This is a genomic window from Paraburkholderia silviterrae (genome assembly GCF_004353915.1).
In the GTDB taxonomy this organism is placed as follows: Bacteria; Pseudomonadota; Gammaproteobacteria; order Burkholderiales; family Burkholderiaceae; genus Paraburkholderia; species Paraburkholderia silviterrae.
Genome location: NZ_SMRP01000042.1, coordinates 14,329 through 32,661 on the forward strand (window position 1 = coordinate 14,329; position 18,333 = coordinate 32,661).

An 18,333-nucleotide genomic window follows, 5' to 3' on the forward strand; every position below is an offset into this window, starting at 1 on the left:
GGCTCAACCCGGGGCCGGATGGCAGCCTCAAAGCGGGCCAAACCGTCAACCATAAGGCCAGCCGATAGAACAGATCGCGAATCACGACTTTTATTATGTTCACTGGGTTTATACGATGAGAGGGCATTCACACATATGCCGCCCTCATCGCAGGCGGACCGGGAGGAACGATGGAGCACAAGGCCCGCACCCAGAATGAGCAGCTCGAAGTCAAGACCACGACCTGCTACATGTGCGCCTGCCGATGCGGTATTCGCGTTCATCTGCGCGACGGCGAGGTTCGCTACATCGACGGCAATCCGGAGCACCCGCTCAACCAGGGGGTGATCTGCGCGAAAGGCTCGTCGGGCATCATGAAGCAGTATTCGCCCGCGCGCCTCACGCAGCCGCTCATGCGCAAGCGCGACGCGGAGCGCGGCACCGCGCAATTCGAGCCGGTATCGTGGGACGTGGCGTTCGACGTGCTGGAGAAGCGCCTCTCCCACCTGCGCGCTACCGACCCCAAGAAGTTCGCGCTCTTCACAGGGCGCGACCAGATGCAGGCCCTGACCGGCCTCTTCGCCAAACAGTTCGGCACGCCTAATTATGCGGCGCATGGCGGATTCTGCTCGGCGAACATGGCGGCCGGCATGATCTACACGATGGGCGGCTCGTTCTGGGAGTTCGGCGGCCCCGACCTCGACCGCGCGAAGCTGTTCTTCATGATCGGCACGGCGGAGGACCATCACTCGAATCCGCTGAAGATTGCGCTTTCGAAGTTCAAGCGCGTGGGCGGCCGCTTTATCGCCATCAATCCGGTGCGCACCGGCTACGCGGCCATTGCCGACGAATGGGTGCCCATCCGTCCCGGCACGGACGGCGCGCTTTTCATGGCGCTGATGCGCGAGCTGATCGAAAGCGGGGCCTACGACCACGAGTTCGTCGCGCGCTACACGAACGGCGCGGAACTGCTCGACGTGCGCGCGGAAAGCGACGCGTATGGCCTCTTCGTTCGCGACCCCGGCGTGGAGGAGCGCAACGCGCTCTTTCCGCAGAACCATATGTGGTGGGACCTCGAAACGCAGCGCGCCGTGCCGCATCACACGCCGGGCGCGCGGCCGGCGCTGGAAGGGCGCTACACGCTAGAGGACGGCACGACCGTGGCGCCTTCGTTCACGCTGTTGCGCGAGCGCATGGCCGACTGCACGCCGGAATGGGCTGCGGAAATCACCGGCATTCCCGCCGACACGATCCGCAGGCTCGCGCGCGAAATGGCCGAGGTGGCGCGCGACCAGAAGATCACGCTGCCGATCCGCTGGACCGACGCCTGGGGCGAAACACACGAAACCGTCACGGGCGTGCCGATCGCGTTTCACGCGATGCGCGGCCTCGCGGCGCATTCGAACGGATTTCAGTCGATCCGCGCGTTGGCCGTGCTGATGTCGCTGATGGGCACGATCGACCGGCCGGGCGGCTTCCGCCACAAGTCGCCGTATCCTCGCGCGGTGCCGCCATCGGCGAAACCGCCCAACAAGCCCGAAGACGTCAAGCCGAATACGCCGCTCGCCAACGGTCCGCTCGGTTGGCCGGCTGCACCCGAGGACCTGTTCATCGACGAAAACGGTGGCCCGGTGCGCATCGACAAGGCGTTCTCGTGGGAGTATCCGCTCGCCGTGCACGGCCTGATGCACAGCGTGATCACGAACGCGTGGCGCGGCGACCCGTACCCGATCGACACGCTGCTGATCTTCATGGCGAACATGGCGTGGAATTCGTCGATGAATACCGTGGAGGTCCGCAAGATGCTGGCGGACAAGCACGAGAACGGCGAATACAAGATCCCGTTCATCGTCGTGTGCGATGCGTTCCAGTCGGAGATGACGGCCTTCGCCGACCTGATTCTGCCCGATACGACCTACCTCGAGCGCTACGACGCGATGTCGATGCTCGACCGCCCGATCTCGGAGTTCGACGGCCCCGTGGATTCCGTGCGCGTGCCCGTCGTGCCGCCCACGGGTGAGTGCAAGCCCTTCCAGGAAGTGCTGGTCGAGCTCGCGGGACGCCTGAAGCTCCCGGCATTCACCACACCGGAGGGCGGGCGCAAGTATCGCGACTATCCCGACTTCATCGTCAATCACCAGACGGCGCCGGGCTCCGGCGTGGGCTTCCTGATCGGCTGGCGCGGCAAGGACGGCAAGGACGCGCTGGTGGGCGAGCCCAATCCGCGGCAGTGGGAGGAATACGCGAAGAACAATTGCGTCTACCACTACACGCTGCCCGAGACCTTGCAATACATGCGCAACTGCAACGGGCCGTATCTGGACTTCGCGGTCGAAAAGGGCTTTCGCAAGTTCAATGAGCCTATCGTCATCGCGCTCTATTCGGACGTGATGCAGAAGTTCCGCCTCGCCGCCCAGGGCAAGACAAAAGGGCGCCAGCCGCCGGATCATTTGCGCGCACGCGTGGAGCAGTATTTCGATCCGCTGCCGTTCTACCATGCGCCGCTCGAGCACGCGGCAACGGATCACGCGAAGTACCCGCTCGCAGCGCTCACGCAGCGCCCGATGGCGATGTACCACTCGTGGGATTCGCAGAACGCATGGTTGCGCCAGATTCATGGGGAGAACTATCTATACATGAATCCGGGCACGGCCGCCGCGCAGGGCATCGAGGACGGCGGGTGGATCTACGTGGAATCGCAATGGGGCAAGGTGCGTTGCATGGCGCGCTACAGCGAAGCGGTGGAGCCGGGCACGGTGTGGACGTGGAATGCGATCGGCAAGGCGGCGGGTGCGTGGAACCTCGGCCCGGACGCGAACGAATCGCAGCGCGGCTTCCTGCTCAACCACCTGATCTCGGACGAGATTCCCGACGCGCAACGCAGTGGGCGGGTATCGAATTCCGATCCCATCACGGGGCAGGCCGCGTGGTACGACGTGCGCGTGCGCATCTATCCCGCCGAGCACGATGCCGATCACACGCTGCCGCAGTTCGCGCCCATGCAGGCCTTGCCCGGCGTGACCGGCACGGGAGTGGGCGGAATGCTCCAGCGCGTCGTGCAGACGTATTTCGCGGGACGCGGCGAATTCGCGCGTCGCCTGCGCAAAGCCACACAAGACAATTGAAGCAAGGAGCACGCTATGACACAGATGGCGCTCGTAATCGACCTTAACGTGTGTGTGGGCTGCCACGCTTGCGTGACGAGCTGCAAGGAGTGGAATACGTCGGGGGAGGCCGGCAGCCTCTCGGACATCCGCCCTTACGATGCGGATCCCTCCGGCACGTTCTTCAATCGCGTGCAGACCTTCGAGTCTGGCGTGTTTCCGCTGACCGACACGATTCACTTTCCGAAGTCGTGCCTGCACTGCGAAGATCCGCCGTGCGTGCCGGTCTGTCCGACCGGGGCGAGCTACAAGCGCAAGGAAGACGGCCTCGTGCTGGTCGATTACGACCGGTGCATCGGCTGCAAGTACTGCTCGTGGGCTTGCCCCTATGGCGCGCGCGAGCTGGACGAGGAGCGCAAGGAGATGACCAAGTGCACGCTCTGCTCGGACCGCATCAATAACGAGGCCTTGCCCGAGCGCGACCGCAAGCCCGCATGCGTGCTCGCCTGCCCGACCTCGGCGCGCCTCTTTGGCGACATTCACGACCCGGAGTCGGTGGTGTCGAAGGCGATTCGCGAGCGCGGCGGCTATCAGCTGATGCCCGAATGGGGCACGCGGCCCTCCAATCACTATCTGCCGCGCCAGAAGGTGTCGTCGTGCGGCAGCGGATCGTGTTCGTGCAAGGGCGAGTCCGCCGACGATGCGCCGGCCTCCCTCGAATCGCAGGTCGAACGCGGCGAGCTGCACCTGGCGTCGATGGCGTCGCGCACCCAGGCGCATTAACCTCCTTCACGGGCAAAGGAACCAACATGAATCCGGCATTTTCCGTGGTGTTTCTCACCACCTTGATTGGCGCGGCGCAGGGGCTCGTGATCGCGCTCGTGGGCGTGGAAGCGGCGGGCCAGCTCGGCCTGGTCGATGGGGCGGCGGTGCCGCAGCTCTTCTATGTGGTCGGGGCGGCGCTTTCGTGCCTGCTCGGCGCGGCGGGGCTCGTGGCATCGTTTTTCCACCTTGGGCATCCCGAGCGCGCGTGGCGGGCCATTGCGATGTGGCGCACGTCGTGGCTCTCGCGCGAATGCCTGTGCCTGCCGTTGTTCCTCGCTTGCGCGTTTGCCTACGGCGTCGCGCACTTGTGCGGCTTGCCGTATACGCTTGCGATCGGTGCCGTGGCCGTCGTGGCGAGTGGCCTGCTGTTCGTCTGCACCGGCATGATCTACGCGTGCCTGCGCTTTCTTCAGGAATGGGCGACGCCGCTCACGCTCGTCAATTTCGCGCTGCTCGGCTGCGCCTCGGGCTTCACGCTTGCGACCGCGAGTGCAGCCTGGCTCGCGCCCGCGCTGGTCGGGCCGCTCGCGGTGCTGGCTTGCCTGCTGACGCTGGCCGGATGCGCCTCGCGTGTCGCCTCGCTCGTGCGCAATGCACGGCTGCGGCCCAAATCGACGGTGCAGAGCGCAACCGGCATCCGCGGCGCACGCGTCGAGCAGAAGTCGCGCGGGTTCACGGCCGGCGCGTTCAATCTGCGCGAGTTCTTCCACGGCAAGACGCCGGCCACGCTCAAGCGGATCAAGTGGACGTTCCTCGTGGCGGCGTTTGCCGTGCCGCTCGTGCTCGTGGCGTTCGGTGCGAACGTGCGGCCGGTGTGGGCTTCGCTCGCGTTGCTGTGTGCCGCCGCGGTGATTCAGTACGCCGGGCTTGTAGCGGAGCGGTGGTTCTTCTTCGCGGAAGCGCGGCATCCGCAGAATCTCTATTATCGGCAAGCCTGACTAGCCGGCTCGCATCGAACGCTGTAGACGTGAGCACGTGCCGCCTGACCAGAAGCAGCGTTCTGGTTCAGGCGGTTTTGCTTGTATCAATGAACTGCACAATGCGCGACGGTGTCTCGGGCATCGAAGTTGGCGAAAAGCTCGCATACCGCGCGTGGATCCCGGCAGTCGTGCAGTTGCTCTCGAAAGCGTTGATCGCAAAAGTGCTGCGCCACATCGGCCAGCAATTGCAGGTGCACCATGTTGGCCCACTCCGGTACGAACAGCGCGACCAGGTCGGTCACGGGCCCGCCGTCCGGTGCATCGAACGCAATCGGCCTGAGCGGGCGCACATACAGCGCCAAAGCCTGCGTCAAGCCTTTGATTTGACCGTGAGGCACGGCCACCCCCTGGCCCAGCGCAGTCGAACCTAATGCTTCCCGCGCGGCTAGCCCCGCTACAACGGCATGCGCTGCCAGGCCATAGCGTTGCTCGATGAATTCGGCAAGCTTCGCGAACAGCGAATCGCGGTCTGCAACGGCCAGATCGAGCAGGACATGGTCCTCCTTCATATAGTGAGCGATCGCATCCTGACCCACGGCCGGCTCCTTGCGCAGGCGATGGGCATCGGCATACGACGTTTCTCGATGCATCAGCTGGTTCCAGGCGTCCGTGGGCGCATCTGGAACGTCAAGCAATCGTCCGATTTCGGCGGTCGGCGCCAGCCACGTCACGCGCCGCATCGCCTCCCTCAATGCCGACCTGGGCAAATAGAGAACCAGTTGAACGCGGTCCGTTCCGCGCAAGGGCGTCACACGTATCGTCCACGACTGACCCGCGCAGTCGCGGATCAGCGCCTGGCGCAACGGCAGGGCGTGCTGCGCATCCAGTGTCACGTGCATGATCACATTGCGGCTGGCAGATGGCGGCGACGTGCGGTGAGAGGCAAGTTTGCGCAAGTGGAGAAGCGCGCTCAAGTCTGGCAGTCCGTGTTTCATGCTATTCCTCGAATTCAACCGGCAAGCTTTCTCATGTATAGGGCAGCCGAGATAAAAATGCCGTAAATCCCGCGGGGGAACGTGTAAGCGGCGGATATTGTCGAACGTTATAGAGCAGACGCTCGAACGGCCTTCCCACGACGCCGAGCAACGGCGGATTGCCGCCGATCGCGCGCGCCATGTAAAGGCCCAGCGGCTTGACTAGCGCGATCAGTACGGCGAGGAATAGGGCGATCTGCAAACCGCTGCCAGCAACCATTTCAACTCCTGCGCAACGTCAAAGCGCCGACTTACCTTCTCTATTTCACCTCGCGCAATGTGAATTCGATGCAAAGATCGCTGGCTCCCGTATAAAAAAGTGGTCAACGTCGGGCCGTATATCGCGCCTATGCACAAACCCCCTCCGGATTTACGGAATTTTTATTCGCAGCCTCCTATACCTTAAGCACCCCGCAGAACAAGGGGGCACACTGCGCGTTCAGGCGCAGCGGCAACGTTTGGCCGAAACATTCTCATTGGGGATGCGCAATGAACCTCATCGTCTGGCTGCCGCTCTTGTTTGGGCTTGGGCTGGCGAGCCTCATCCTGTGCCTGCTGTTCGTCGATGCCTGCGAGCGTATATAGATAAGGAGAGCGTAATGGCCTGGCTTGCCGCTGCAATATCCGCGCTGACGTTCGTGTATCTGTTTGCCGCGCTGATCCGCCCCGAGTGGTTTTGATGCGCCTCGCGCCCATGGGCGCCGCCGCTGCACTCGTTCTCAATCGATTGCCTTTTCCGGCTTGAAAGGGGCTGTCCATGTGGACCCTGCCGATCATCATTCTCGTCATCGCGATCGCGATATCGATCCCGCTCAGCCGTTACATGGCCGGGATCATGGATGGCCATTTGCACGCGCCGCGCCTGCTGCGCTGGTTCGAAGCACGGCTCGATAGCGGCCAGCATGACTGGAAGCAGTACACGGTCGCGCTACTCGTCTTCAACGTGGCGCTGTTCGTGTTCGGCTTCGTGGTGCTCTCGCTGCAGCCGCTCATGCCGCTCAATCCGCTAGGCCGCGGCATGCTTGCGCCTTCGACGATCTTCAACACGGTCATCTCGTTCATGACCAACACGAACTTGCAGCACTATTCGGGCGACCAGCACTTCTCCAACTTCAGCCAGATCTTTTTCATCCTGCCGAACATGTTTCTCTCGGCGGCGGTGGGTGTGTGCGCGCTGAGCGCGATCATCCGCGCGCTGCGTGGCCAGCAGTTGATCGGCAACTTCTTCGTCGACATGTGGCGCGTGGTCGTGTACATGTTTGTGCCCATCGCGCTCGTGGTGGGCACGATCTTCATTCACGAAGGCATGCCAATGACCTACGCGAGCGACGTGCAGGTCACGACGCTCGAGCCCACCGCGATGGGCACCGACGACCACGGCCAGGCGAAGCAGCAGACGCTGATTGTCGGCCCGGTTGCCGCGGTCATTCCGATCAAGATGCTCGGCACCAACGGTGGCGGCTTCTATGGCATGAATAGCGCCCAGCCGTATGAAAACCCCACGGCGCTCTCGAATATCGTCACGACGCTCGCCATGATGATCTTCCCGTTCTCACTGGTGCTGATGTACGGGCGCATGCTCGGGCGCATGCGCCACGCGGTCGTGATCTACAGCGTGATGCTGACGATGATGATCGCGCTGATAGGCTGGGCGGTGTATTGGGACACCATGCAGCCCAATCCCGCGTTCACCGCGCATCCGGCGCGCACCTATGCGCTCGCGGGCACCCATCAGAGCGTGACGAGCCCTGCCGTGGCGGCGCTGCCGGTCGATCAGCATCTGGGCAATCTGGAGGGCAAGGAGCTGCGCTTCGGCACGTCGGCTGGCGCCACCTTCGCCGCGATCACCACCGACGTGACCTGTGGCGCGGTCAACGCCGAGCACGACAGCCTGAACCCGATAGCGGGGCTCTCGCCGATGATCGGCATGTGGCTGAACTGCGTGTTCGGCGGCAAGGGCGTCGGCATGATCAACCTGCTGCTGTTCCTCATTATCGGCGTGTTCCTCGCTGGCCAGATGGTCGGGCGCACGCCCGAGTATCTGGGCCGCAAGGTGGGCGCGCGCGAGATGAAGCTGGCGATGATCGCGCTGCTCGTGCACCCGATCCTGATTCTGGGGCCAACGGGCCTGTTCTCCGCCACCGACTGGGGCACGAAGGCCGAGGCGAATCCGGGCGCGCATGGCTTCAGCGAGATCGTTTATCAGTTCTCCTCGGCGTCCGCGAACAACGGCTCCGCCATGGACGGACTCGCGACCACCTACGGCCTGAACGCGAATCCGAACCCCGCGCCCACCGCCGTGCAGTGGGACACCGCGACGGGCCTCGTGATGCTGTTCTCACGCTATCTGCCGATCGTGGCGCCGATCGCCATGGCCGCGTTCCTCGGCCGCAAGAAGACGGCGCCTGTCACACTCGGCACGATGCGCGACAACACGGCCACGTTCGGCTTCCTGCTGCTCGGGACCATCTTGATCGTGGGCGCGCTGCTGTTCCTGCCGGTCGCGGCGCTCGGCCCGCTGGCGGACCATCTGGGGCCGCTGCCGTTCGGCGGATGACCAAGCAGGGCAAAACAGTTTCTGTGACAGACAACGTACTCAGGATGGCTAATCATGAACTCGACTCATGCCGTTCCCGATGCGGTCAAACCGGTTTCGAGCGGTCCTCAGCCACCGCATCACGAGCATCGCGAGCCGCTTTTCGACCGCGAACTGCTGCGTCTCGCGCTAAGGCAGTCGATTATCTCGTTGCGGCCGGATATCCAGTGGAAGAACCCGGTGATGTTCGTCGTCGAGATCGGCGCCGTGCTGACCTTCGTGTTCATCCTCGAGATCGCCTTCGGCATTGCCCATAGCGCCGCGCCGCTCACCTATTTCATCGCGCTCGACGCCTGGCTGTTCCTGACCGTGGTGTTCGCGAACTTCGCGACCGCGATCGCGGAGGAGCGCGGCAAGGCGCAGGCCGACACGCTGCGGCGCGCGCGGCGCGACACGTCCGCGAGCCGGGTGCGCAGCGACGGCACGTTCGAGACGGTGTCGTCCGTGAGTCTGCATCGCGGCGATCTCGTGGTCGTACGCTCCGGCGAAGTGATCCCGGGCGACGGCGAGGTGATCGAAGGCACGGCCTCGGTCGACGAATCGGCGATCACGGGCGAGTCCGCGCCGGTCATTCGCGACGCTGGCGGCGACCGCTCGGGCGTCACGGGCGGCACGACGGTGCTCTCCGACGAGATCACGGTGCGCATCTCGGCCGATCCCGGCGAGACGTTTCTCGACCGCATGATCGCGCTCGTCGAAGGCGCGGTGCGCCAGCGCACGCCCAACGAGATTGCGCTCACGCTCGTGCTCTCCGCGTTCACGCTGATCTTCCTGATCGTGGTGGTGCCGCTGTGGCCGATGGCGTTCAACGCCGAGCAGTACATGACGAGCTACCTGGGTCTCTCCGAGCCGCTGCACAGCCTGGGCACCGATGTGCCCACGCTCGTGGCGCTGCTCGTGTGCCTGATCCCGACCACGATTGGCGCGCTGCTCGCGGCCATCGGCATTGCTGGCATGGACCGCGCGCTGCGCGCGAACATCATCGCCAAGAGCGGCAAGGCCGTGGAGGTGGCGGGCGACATCGACACCGTCGTGCTCGACAAGACCGGCACGATCACCATGGGCAACCGCCGCGCTACGGCGTTCATGCCGGTGGGCACCGCTGACGAAAACGAGCTCAAGCGTCTCGCCGCGATGGCCTCGTTTGGCGACATCACGCCGGAAGGCAAGAGCATCGCCGCCGCCGGCGGCTCCCCGCTCGCGCCCTATGCCGGCCATCCGAGCCACGGCGTTCCCGGCGCCGCGACGGACGCGAATACCCGCGTGATTCCGTTCTCGGCGCAAACGCGCATGAGCGGTGTCGATCTAGCCGACGGACGCTCGATCCGCAAGGGCGCGCCCGACGCGGTGATCGCGTGGGTGCACGAACGCGGCGGGGAGGTGCCGTACGGGCTCGAAGCCATTCTCAAGCATGCGGGCGCGCAGGGCGCGACGCCGATCGCCGTCGCCAACGGCAACGAGATCGCGGGCGTCGTGCTGCTCGAAGACATCCTGAAGCCCGGCATCCGCGACCGTATCCAGCGGCTGCGCGCGATGGGGCTCTACACGGTCATGGTCACGGGCGACAATGCGCTGACCGCCGCGACGATCGCGCGGCTCGCAGGCGTGGACCACTTCATCGCGGAGGCCACGCCGGAGGCGAAGCTCACCTATCTGCGCACCGAGCAGGCCGAGGGCAAGCTGGTCGCGATGATGGGCGATGGCACCAACGACGCGCCCGCGCTCGCGCAGGCCGACGTGGGCCTCGCCATGAACTCGGGCACGCAGGCCGCGAAGGAGGCCGGCAACATGGTGGACCTCGACAGCGACCCGACCAAGCTGATCGAGGTCGTGGAGATCGGCAAGCAGTTGCTGATGACGCGCGGCGCATTGACGACGTTCTCGATCGCCAACGACGTGGCCAAGTACTTCGCCATCGTGCCGGCGCTGTTCGCGGGCACGCTGCCGTGGCTTGGCGCGATGGACGTGATGCATCTGCATTCGCCCACGTCCGCGATTTTGTCCGCGGTGATCTTCAACGCGCTGATCATTCCGCTGCTGATTCCGGTCGCGCTCAAGGGCGTGCGCTATCGCGCGCTCGGCGCCGACGCGCTGCTGCGCCGCAATCTGCTGATCTGGGGGCTGGGCGGCGTGATCGTGCCATTCGTGGGCATCAAGCTGATCGATGTCGTGATGACCGCACTGCACCTCGTTGCCTGACGCCAAGGGGAAAGTCATGCTACGCCACATCTCAAAGAGTCTCTGGCTGCTGGGCCTTGCCGTCGTCATCGTGTGCGGCATCTACCCGGGCATCCTGTGGGTGATCGGTCAGACCGCCTTCCCGTTCCAGGCCAACGGCAGCGTGGTCAAGGGCCCCGACGGCAAGCCCGTCGGCTCGCTCCTGATCGCTCAGCCGTTCACGAAGGACGAGTACTTCCAGCCGCGGCCGTCCGCCGTGTCGTACGACGCCACGTCGTCGGGGTCTTCCGGGCTCGGCGCCGCGAATTACGCGTTGCGTGACCGCGTCGCGCGCGCCATCGGACCGATCGCGCAATATGCGGACGGCCCGAAGGCGGGCAAGCCTGTCGCGCCCGATGTGCAAGCCTGGTTCCAGGCGGACCGCTTCGGCGGCCAGCCGCACATCGTCGCGCAATGGGCCAACGCGCACAACAGCCTCGCGCAGGCCTGGGTCAATGCCGATCCCACGCATGCGGCCTATGTCGACGCATGGGTGAAGCAGCATCCGAACGACGTGAAGCAGTGGATTGCCGCGAACCCCGGCACGCCGCAGCCCAAGGCGGCCGATCTCGCGGTGCCGTTCTTCGCATCGTTCTCGACGGCGCATCCAGGCATGTTCCCCTCGGCGGTCACGCACAAGGACGGTAACGGCAAGGACGTCACCGCAATCGAACCGGTGAGCACGGGCAGCGATATCCAGTCGGTGTTCTTCGACATGTGGCGCCAGGACCATCCCGACGTCGCGCTGCAAAATGTGCCGGGCGATCTCGTGACCACCTCGGCTTCGGGTCTCGACCCGGACATCACGCTCGCAAACGCGATGTTCCAGCTAGACCGAGTCGCGGCGGCGTGGGCGAAGGATACGAAGCGCGATCCCGCGCAGGTTCGCACGGAGATTGCGGCGATGCTGCGCGATGCGACGCAGGCGCCGCTCAACGGGCTGGTGGGCGATCCGTTCGTCAACGTGTTGCAGGTCAATCTCGAGTTGCGTCGCAAGTATGGGGCGCCGGCATGACCGGTGCGCTCCGTTGGCGGGAACTGCGCCGGGGCACGCACCCACAGCGGCGGGGCCTTCGCTCAAGCGGCAACATCGCTGTCGATAGTCGCCGGCCGCCGAATACGAGGAAAGCATGACAACTTCCGCTCAACCGCCTGTCCATCGTCCAGGGAATCTTGGTCAGACACGTACGGCAGCACGCTCGATGTTCGATCCGGTGCTCGTGAAGCCCGCGATTGTGGACTCCTTCAGAAAGCTTGCGCCGCGCACGCAACTGCGCAATCCGGTGATGTTCTGCGTGTACGTGGGAAGCATCCTGACGACGATTCTGTGGATTGCCGCGCTTGCGGGCCAGGCCGAGGCGCCGGCCGGTTTCATCCTCGCGATCGCCCTGTGGCTGTGGTTCACGGTGTTGTTCGCCAACTTTGCCGAAGCGCTCGCCGAAGGCCGCTCGAAGGCACAGGCGGCGTCTCTTCGCAGTGCAAAGCACAATGTGATGGCCAAGAAGCTCGGCGAGCCGCATCCGAAGGCGGCCGTGGAGGTCATGACTTCGAGAGATCTGCGCAAGGGCGATGTCGTGCTGGTCGAGACGGGGGACACGATTCCAGCGGACGGCGACGTGATCGAAGGTGTCGCGTCGGTCGACGAATCGGCCATTACGGGCGAATCGGCGCCTGTGATCCGCGAATCGGGCGGCGATTTTTCGGCGGTAACGGGGGGGACGCGCGTGCTGTCCGACTGGATTGTCGTACGTGTTTCGGTCAATCCCGGGGAGGCGTTCCTCGACCGCATGATCGCGATGGTCGAGGGCGCCAAGCGGCAGAAGACCCCCAATGAGATCGCGCTGACCATCCTGCTGGTGGCCTTGTCGCTGGTGCTGCTGTTCGCCACGGCGACGCTGCTGCCGTTCTCGATCTTCGCTGTCGAGGCAACCAAGGCTGGACACGTCGTCACCGTGACGGTCCTTGTGGCGCTCCTCGTATGCCTGATCCCGACCACGATCGGCGGCTTGCTGTCTTCGATCGGCGTCGCGGGCATGAGCCGGATGTTGCAGGCGAACGTCATCGCCACGTCGGGCCGCGCGGTCGAAGCGGCGGGCGACGTCGACGTGCTGTTGCTCGACAAGACCGGCACCATCACGCTCGGCAACCGCCAGGCGTCGGCGTTTGTGCCGGCCCCGGACGTTTCGGAGCACGACCTTGCCGATGCGGCGCAGCTCGCCTCGCTGGCCGACGAAACACCGGAAGGCCGCAGCATCGTCGTGCTTGCCAAGCAGCGCTTCAATATCCGCGAGCGCGACATGAGCGCGCTGCACGCCACGTTCCTCGCGTTCACGGCGCAAACGCGCATGAGCGGTGTCGATCTGCCGAACCGCGAAATCCGCAAGGGCGCGTCCGATGCGGTGAAGCACTATGTCGAGGCGCACGGCGGCAGTTATCCGGCCGAAGTCATCAACGCGGTAACCGACATCGCGCGACGCGGCAGCACACCGCTCGTGGTGGCGGAGAAGCCAGGCGCCCATGACAGTGCCGACATCGCCCCGGCACGCGTGCTTGGGGTGATCGAGTTGAAGGATATCGTCAAGGGGGGGATCAGGGAGCGCTTTGCCGAGCTGCGCAAGATGGGCATTCAGACGGTGATGATAACGGGCGACAATCGCCTGACCGCCGCTGCGATTGCGGCCGAAGCCGGGGTGGACGACTTCCTCGCCGAAGCAACGCCGGAAGCCAAGCTCGCGATGATCCGCTCGCACCAGGCACAGGGGCGCCTCGTCGCGATGACCGGCGATGGCACCAACGATGCGCCCGCGCTCGCCCAGGCCGACGTTGCGGTGGCGATGAACACGGGCACGCAGGCCGCCAAGGAGGCCGGCAATATGGTCGACCTCGATTCGAACCCGACCAAGCTGATCGAGATCGTCGAGATCGGCAAGCAGATGCTCATGACGCGCGGTTCGCTCACGACGTTCTCGATTGCCAACGACGTCGCGAAGTACTTCGCGATCATTCCGGCTGCATTCGCTTCGACATACCCGAGCCTGCGTGTGCTCGACGTGATGCACCTCTCGTCGCCATCGTCGGCCATTCTCTCGGCGGTGATCTTCAACGCGCTGATCATCGTCGCGCTGATCCCGCTCGCGCTCAAGGGCGTGCGCTATCGTGCGCTCGGCGCGGCGTCGCTCTTGCGCCGCAATCTGCTGATCTACGGCCTTGGTGGAATCCTCTTGCCATTTCCGTTCATCAAGCTGATCGACATGGTGCTCACCGCACTGGGATGGGGCTGAGCCATGAAGCATTCGTTGCGGCCCGTGCCGGTATTGTCATGAGCGACCCAACGGCCAGCATTGTCGTGATCGAGGACGAAAGGTCCATTCGCCGATACGTGCGAGCTTCGCTGGAGAGCGAGGCGATGCGCGTGTTCGACGCGGAAACGGGGCTGCAGGGTCTCGCAGTGGCGGCCACCGCCAGGCCCGATCTCGTGATCGTCGATCTGGGCTTGCCGGATATGGACGGTCTGGACGTGATCCGGCAACTGCGGGGCTGGTCCAATATTGCGATCATCGTGCTCTCGGGCCGAACGCGGGAGGACGACAAGATCGCGGCGCTTGACGCCGGCGCCGACGATTACCTGACCAAGCCTTTCGGCATGGCTGAATTGCTGGCGCGAATCCGGGCACTGCTGCGCAGACGGGATCGCTCCGTGGCGGCGGACTTGACGACAGTGTCCTTCGGCTCGATCACAGTCGATCTGGCGGCGAGACAAGTACAGGTCAACGGCGTGGTCGTGCATCTGACGCCAATCGAGTATCGCTTGCTGGTCGCACTCATCCGTCACGCCGGCTGTGTGCTCACTCATCGCCAGCTTCTGCAGGAGGTCTGGGGACCCGCACATGCGGAAAGCTCACAATATCTGCGGACCTATATGGCACATTTGCGTCACAAGCTGGAGAGCGATCCGGCTCAGCCCGAATACATTGTGACGGAGACCGGGGTGGGTTACCGGCTCATGGGGATCAAGTAGAGCGGGCCCGCGTTGCCCGATTCTTTACGACATTTTTTCTTGCTGCGCCTCGGCACCGTCCCTAGACTTGAAAAAACGACGATGCAAGGGAGTGGTCATGTCGAAGCGAAACCTGTCCCGTTCCGAACATAAGGCGCGCCGGCAGACTGGGAGCGGTGTGGGTAACGTTGTGCTAAGACGCTTCGACCCATTGCTCGACTCATACGGAGAACTCACGGTGCTGTTGCATCGCGCTTTCGCGCGTCTCGGGATGATGGGCTTGAACTGCACCTGTGTGGATCAGGATGCCGCGCTCACGCAACGCCGCGCGCAGGCCGGCGACTGCTTTGTCGTCGTGAGCAACGGAAAGCTGATCGGTACGATGACACTGTATGCGCGCGATGCGGAGTCGCACTGCGAACACTATCAACAGAGCGACATTGCTTCAGTTCGTCAACTGGCCATTGATCCTGGCTGGCAAAACCGCGGCATCGGCAAATCGCTACTGGCATTCGCCGAGCACTGGGCCGCGACACGCGGCTATGCTGAGCTCGCGCTCGATACGCCGTATCCTGCTGCGCATCTCGTTGCCTTTTATCGTTCGCAGGGTTTTCGCATAGTCGACACGCTACGATTTCCGGGAAAGGTCTACGACAGTGTGATTCTAAGCAAGGCTCCCGTCGTGGCTCGGACGCTGGCTGCGTGGACGCACCAGATCGCACTGCCGCGTTCGCGTTTTGTGCGCTTTGCGGCATGAGGGGCAACGGCATGCACGAGCCTGAGCGAAACGCCAACAGGCCTGACGCCTTGAGCGAGGCGGAGCGCGCCCGTCTCAAGACATTCATGCGTTCGCGCGCCTGGCTAAAGATCGTTATCTTTACGATATGTGCCGACCAGGTCTTGACTGCGGCGTTTACCTACGTTGGTCAGATGATCGATCCAGGCATGACGGAGATTCAAACGCTGGTCTTTAGCTGTTTGACATGCGTGCTCGTGAGTAACTGGCTGGTTAGCGACGCACGCGCTGCATGGGCCAATGCGAAGCAACACGGCCACGTCGCAACGACACAGTCCGATTCAGGTGTGCGAGAACTCAAGATCGCCGATACCTGCCCGCGGCGCTGGCTCGTTGTGCTTCACATCGAATTGAACCCGGAACTCGCTGAAGTCGTCTGATTTCAGTTGGCGCGGTGCAGGGCCGCGTGATCGCGCTCGTGGGCGTGGAAGCGGCAGGCCAGCCTGCCAAGTCAAATTCCAATCCTGAATAAACGATGTGCAGACATACGTTTTCAATCAATCAAACAATCATGCGGTTTTGTAAGGCATTAATCTGAATTAAGCGAAACTATAATCGAGCCTGACAGCGTTGCTGCTGATGCTGTTGCTGTAACAAATACTGAAATATCTTCTATCTATAAGTAAAAAATGTCTAAGATCTACTAGTATTGCTTTCATGGTCACCGCAGGTGATGGGCGATCGCGTTGCAGCGCTGTCGCTCTCATGCGGATCGTCTCGATCAGCTTTTCGCGCCCCATAATAGTAGACAGAAAGCCGCAAAAGCACGACGCGAATTAGCGGTCGCCGTGAAAGTCGTCATTGAGCTCGTTTCGAACGTTGCAGCCACGAACGTGCATCCCGAACGACCAGGATGGGCGTGGCGCATGTTTGCAGACGGGGAGCTATTCGCCATGCAGAACGGCATGTCAGATTGCGGACTTGTGCCGACAGTTGTCGCTGCCATGATCACGTGGTTCCGCGCATCGGAGCGTCCGCGGTTTCGTCCGCTTGCCGTCCTGAATGGCGTGACTCGATCCGTTCGGCGCTTGAGCAGGCACTGGGCCCCCGAAGCGCGGAGGGCTCTCGCGCCGCAAAACCGCGCGCACAGGCAGCACCTCGGGGGCGTCGAATCGTTCCTCACCGGTACGCCAATGCGCGACGCGCTGGAGGTCGTGCCGGTTGCGATTCTCGCTATCGACGAGGCCGGCAAGATCGCGTTCGTCAATGAGAAGGGGACCGAACTGTTTGGCTACCGCGGCGATGAACTGAGCGGTGCGCGCGCGAGCCTTCTGATTCCCGAATGGCGCATGCAGGGTTCGCACGCGCTGGCGGCGAAGCACGCGTTAGCCGACTCGTTTCTGCGTACGGTCGTTGCGCGGCGCCACGACGGCGCTGAGTTTCCCGCCGAGGTCACGACGCGCCCATGCCGCGTGGATGGCGTGCCGACCCTGCTCGCCGTGGTCGTGGAGCGCAGCGAGCGCAACGAGTTGCACCGCAACCGCCAGGAGCTCGCGCATCTGACGCGCGTCTCCGCGCTCGGCGAGCTTGCCGGCTCGCTCGCGCACGAACTCAATCAGCCGCTCACCGCGATCCTGTCCAACTCGCAGGCCGCCCAGCGCTTTATGGAAGCGGACCCGATCAACCTGCGCGAAGTGCGCGAGACGCTGAAAGATATCGTCGCCGACAATCGCCGCGCGGGCGAGATCATTCGGAAAATGCGCGCCCTTGTCAGGAAGTGCGACATGGAATGGCAGCCGGTCGACGTGGGCGGCGTCGTGCGCGACGTGGTCTCGCTCATGCACAGCGACGCCATCGTGCGCGGCGTGCGCACGACGATCGAGATCGCCGGCGCATTGCCCACGGTGCTCGGCGACAAGGTGCAGCTGCAGCAGGTGCTGCTGAACCTGATGCTCAACGCGCTCGATGCGGTGCAGGAGTGTCCGGCCGCGCGCCGCCTCGTGACGGTGCAAGCGGGTGTCGAGCCCGGCGGCGACGTGCGTCTTTGCGTGCGCGACTGCGGCCGTGGCTTGACGGTGGACCAGATGGACAAGATCTTCCAGCCCTTCTTCACTTCGAAGCCGCATGGACTCGGGCTCGGGCTATCGATCAGCCGCAGCATCGTTGGCGCGCACGGTGGGCGCGTCTGGGCTGAGAACAACGCGGAGGGCGGCGCCGCCTTCTATGTTTCGCTGCCCGCGGAGCGCGCGAGCGGACAGAACTCCGTATGCTCACGGCCATGACTGACTCGTCGTCCCGCGTCTTTGTCGTTGATGACGATGACGGCGTTTGCCGCGCCCTTGGGCGTCTGCTGCGCTGCGCGGGGTATCGGGCCGAAGTCTTCGCCTCCGCGCGCTCGTTTCTGGCCGACGCGGACTTCACGAGCGAGCCGGCTTGCCTCGTGCTGGACTTGCAGATGCCGGACCTGAACGGGCTCGAGTTGCAGCGCGAACTGAACATGAGCCTGCCGATCGTGTTTCTGTCCGGGCATGGCGATGTCGGCACGACCGTCAACGCCATGAAGGCGGGCGCGAGCGATTTTTTGACCAAGCCGGTCAGCGATACCGTGTTGCTCGATGTGGTGGAGCGCGCGCTCGCGCGCGCGAGGCAGATGCACGAAGAGCGGCGGGGGCTTGCGGAGATCGGGCAGCGGCTCGCGACCCTCACGCCGCGCGAGCGCGAAGTGATGGCGCGCGTGGTCACGGGGCGCCTGAACAAGCAGATTGCGTTCGATCTTGGCATCGCCGAGAAGACGATCAAGGTGCATCGCGCACGCGTCATGGAGAAAATGAAGGCGGACTCGCTGGCCGACCTGATCCATCTCGCCGACAAAGCAAGCGCCGGCGGGATTGCGTACGCGTTGCACTGAGCGTCCGCGCGCACGTA

15 protein-coding genes are annotated in these 18,333 nt (G+C 63.9%); 13 read left to right on the forward strand and 2 right to left on the reverse strand.

The window, feature by feature from the left end; translation table 11 throughout:
- Positions 1–170: 170 nt before the first annotated feature.
- From EYW47_RS37315 to EYW47_RS37325, 3 genes are read left to right on the forward strand one after another with little or no spacing between them, the layout of a single operon-like run.
- Complete coding sequence (locus EYW47_RS37315) at positions 171–3,104, forward strand: molybdopterin oxidoreductase family protein (protein ID WP_133199821.1); 2,934 nt, start codon at positions 171–173, stop codon at positions 3,102–3,104.
- 15 nt (positions 3,105–3,119) lie between these two features.
- Positions 3,120–3,866 carry a 4Fe-4S dicluster domain-containing protein gene (locus tag EYW47_RS37320; protein ID WP_133199822.1) on the forward strand — a complete coding sequence of 249 codons (747 nt, stop codon included), beginning with the start codon at positions 3,120–3,122 and terminating at the stop codon, positions 3,864–3,866.
- A gap of 26 nt (positions 3,867–3,892) precedes the next feature.
- Positions 3,893–4,846: a dimethyl sulfoxide reductase anchor subunit family protein gene (locus EYW47_RS37325; RefSeq protein ID WP_133199823.1), complete on the forward strand. Its 954-nt coding sequence runs from the start codon at positions 3,893–3,895 to the stop codon at positions 4,844–4,846.
- 86 nt (positions 4,847–4,932) lie between these two features.
- Here the strand turns inward: EYW47_RS37325 and EYW47_RS37330 are convergent, their stop codons facing one another.
- Together EYW47_RS37330 and EYW47_RS37335 are read right to left on the reverse strand one after the other, a co-directional pair.
- Positions 4,933–5,823, reverse strand: a complete 891-nt coding sequence (locus EYW47_RS37330) for a PTS sugar transporter subunit IIA (RefSeq protein WP_133199824.1) — start codon at positions 5,821–5,823, stop codon at positions 4,933–4,935.
- Between the two features lie 31 nt (positions 5,824–5,854).
- Positions 5,855–6,082 (reverse strand): hypothetical protein, encoded by a 228-nt coding sequence (locus EYW47_RS37335; RefSeq protein WP_133199825.1) that lies wholly within the window; start codon positions 6,080–6,082, stop codon positions 5,855–5,857.
- A 379-nt stretch (positions 6,083–6,461) separates the two neighbouring features.
- On the opposite strand from EYW47_RS37335, the gene kdpF reads away from it, so the two are divergent.
- From kdpF to EYW47_RS37385, 10 genes are all read left to right on the forward strand, one after another.
- Positions 6,462–6,542 carry a K(+)-transporting ATPase subunit F gene (kdpF, locus tag EYW47_RS42760; RefSeq protein WP_377785345.1) on the forward strand — a complete coding sequence of 27 codons (81 nt, stop codon included), beginning with the start codon at positions 6,462–6,464 and terminating at the stop codon, positions 6,540–6,542.
- A 77-nt stretch (positions 6,543–6,619) separates the two neighbouring features.
- A complete protein-coding gene (gene kdpA, locus EYW47_RS37345; protein WP_133199826.1) occupies positions 6,620–8,419 on the forward strand; it encodes a potassium-transporting ATPase subunit KdpA in 1,800 nt (599 codons plus the stop codon).
- A gap of 54 nt (positions 8,420–8,473) precedes the next feature.
- Positions 8,474–10,657, forward strand: a complete 2,184-nt coding sequence (gene kdpB / locus EYW47_RS37350) for a potassium-transporting ATPase subunit KdpB (RefSeq protein WP_133199827.1) — start codon at positions 8,474–8,476, stop codon at positions 10,655–10,657.
- A gap of 16 nt (positions 10,658–10,673) precedes the next feature.
- Positions 10,674–11,690, forward strand: coding sequence for a potassium-transporting ATPase subunit C (locus tag EYW47_RS37355; protein WP_133199828.1), 1,017 nt, complete (start codon positions 10,674–10,676; stop codon positions 11,688–11,690).
- A 115-nt stretch (positions 11,691–11,805) separates the two neighbouring features.
- Positions 11,806–13,956, forward strand: coding sequence for a potassium-transporting ATPase subunit KdpB (kdpB, locus tag EYW47_RS37360; protein ID WP_133199829.1), 2,151 nt, complete (start codon positions 11,806–11,808; stop codon positions 13,954–13,956).
- 38 nt (positions 13,957–13,994) lie between these two features.
- On the forward strand, positions 13,995–14,693 hold the full coding sequence (locus EYW47_RS37365) for a response regulator (protein ID WP_133199830.1): 699 nt from the start codon (positions 13,995–13,997) through the stop codon (positions 14,691–14,693).
- Between the two features lie 97 nt (positions 14,694–14,790).
- Entirely contained in the window at positions 14,791–15,429 is a 639-nt protein-coding gene (locus EYW47_RS37370; RefSeq protein WP_133199831.1) for a GNAT family N-acetyltransferase, read from the forward strand.
- Positions 15,430–15,440: 11 nt separating this feature from the next.
- Complete coding sequence (locus tag EYW47_RS37375; RefSeq protein WP_240764084.1) at positions 15,441–15,848, forward strand: hypothetical protein; 408 nt, start codon at positions 15,441–15,443, stop codon at positions 15,846–15,848.
- Positions 15,849–16,601: 753 nt separating this feature from the next.
- Positions 16,602–17,690: a sensor histidine kinase gene (locus EYW47_RS37380; protein WP_165976788.1), complete on the forward strand. Its 1,089-nt coding sequence runs from the start codon at positions 16,602–16,604 to the stop codon at positions 17,688–17,690.
- Positions 17,687–18,316 (forward strand): response regulator transcription factor, encoded by a 630-nt coding sequence (locus tag EYW47_RS37385; protein ID WP_133199833.1) that lies wholly within the window; start codon positions 17,687–17,689, stop codon positions 18,314–18,316. Before EYW47_RS37380 ends, EYW47_RS37385 begins: the two co-directional genes overlap by 4 nt.
- Positions 18,317–18,333 lie beyond the last annotated feature (17 nt).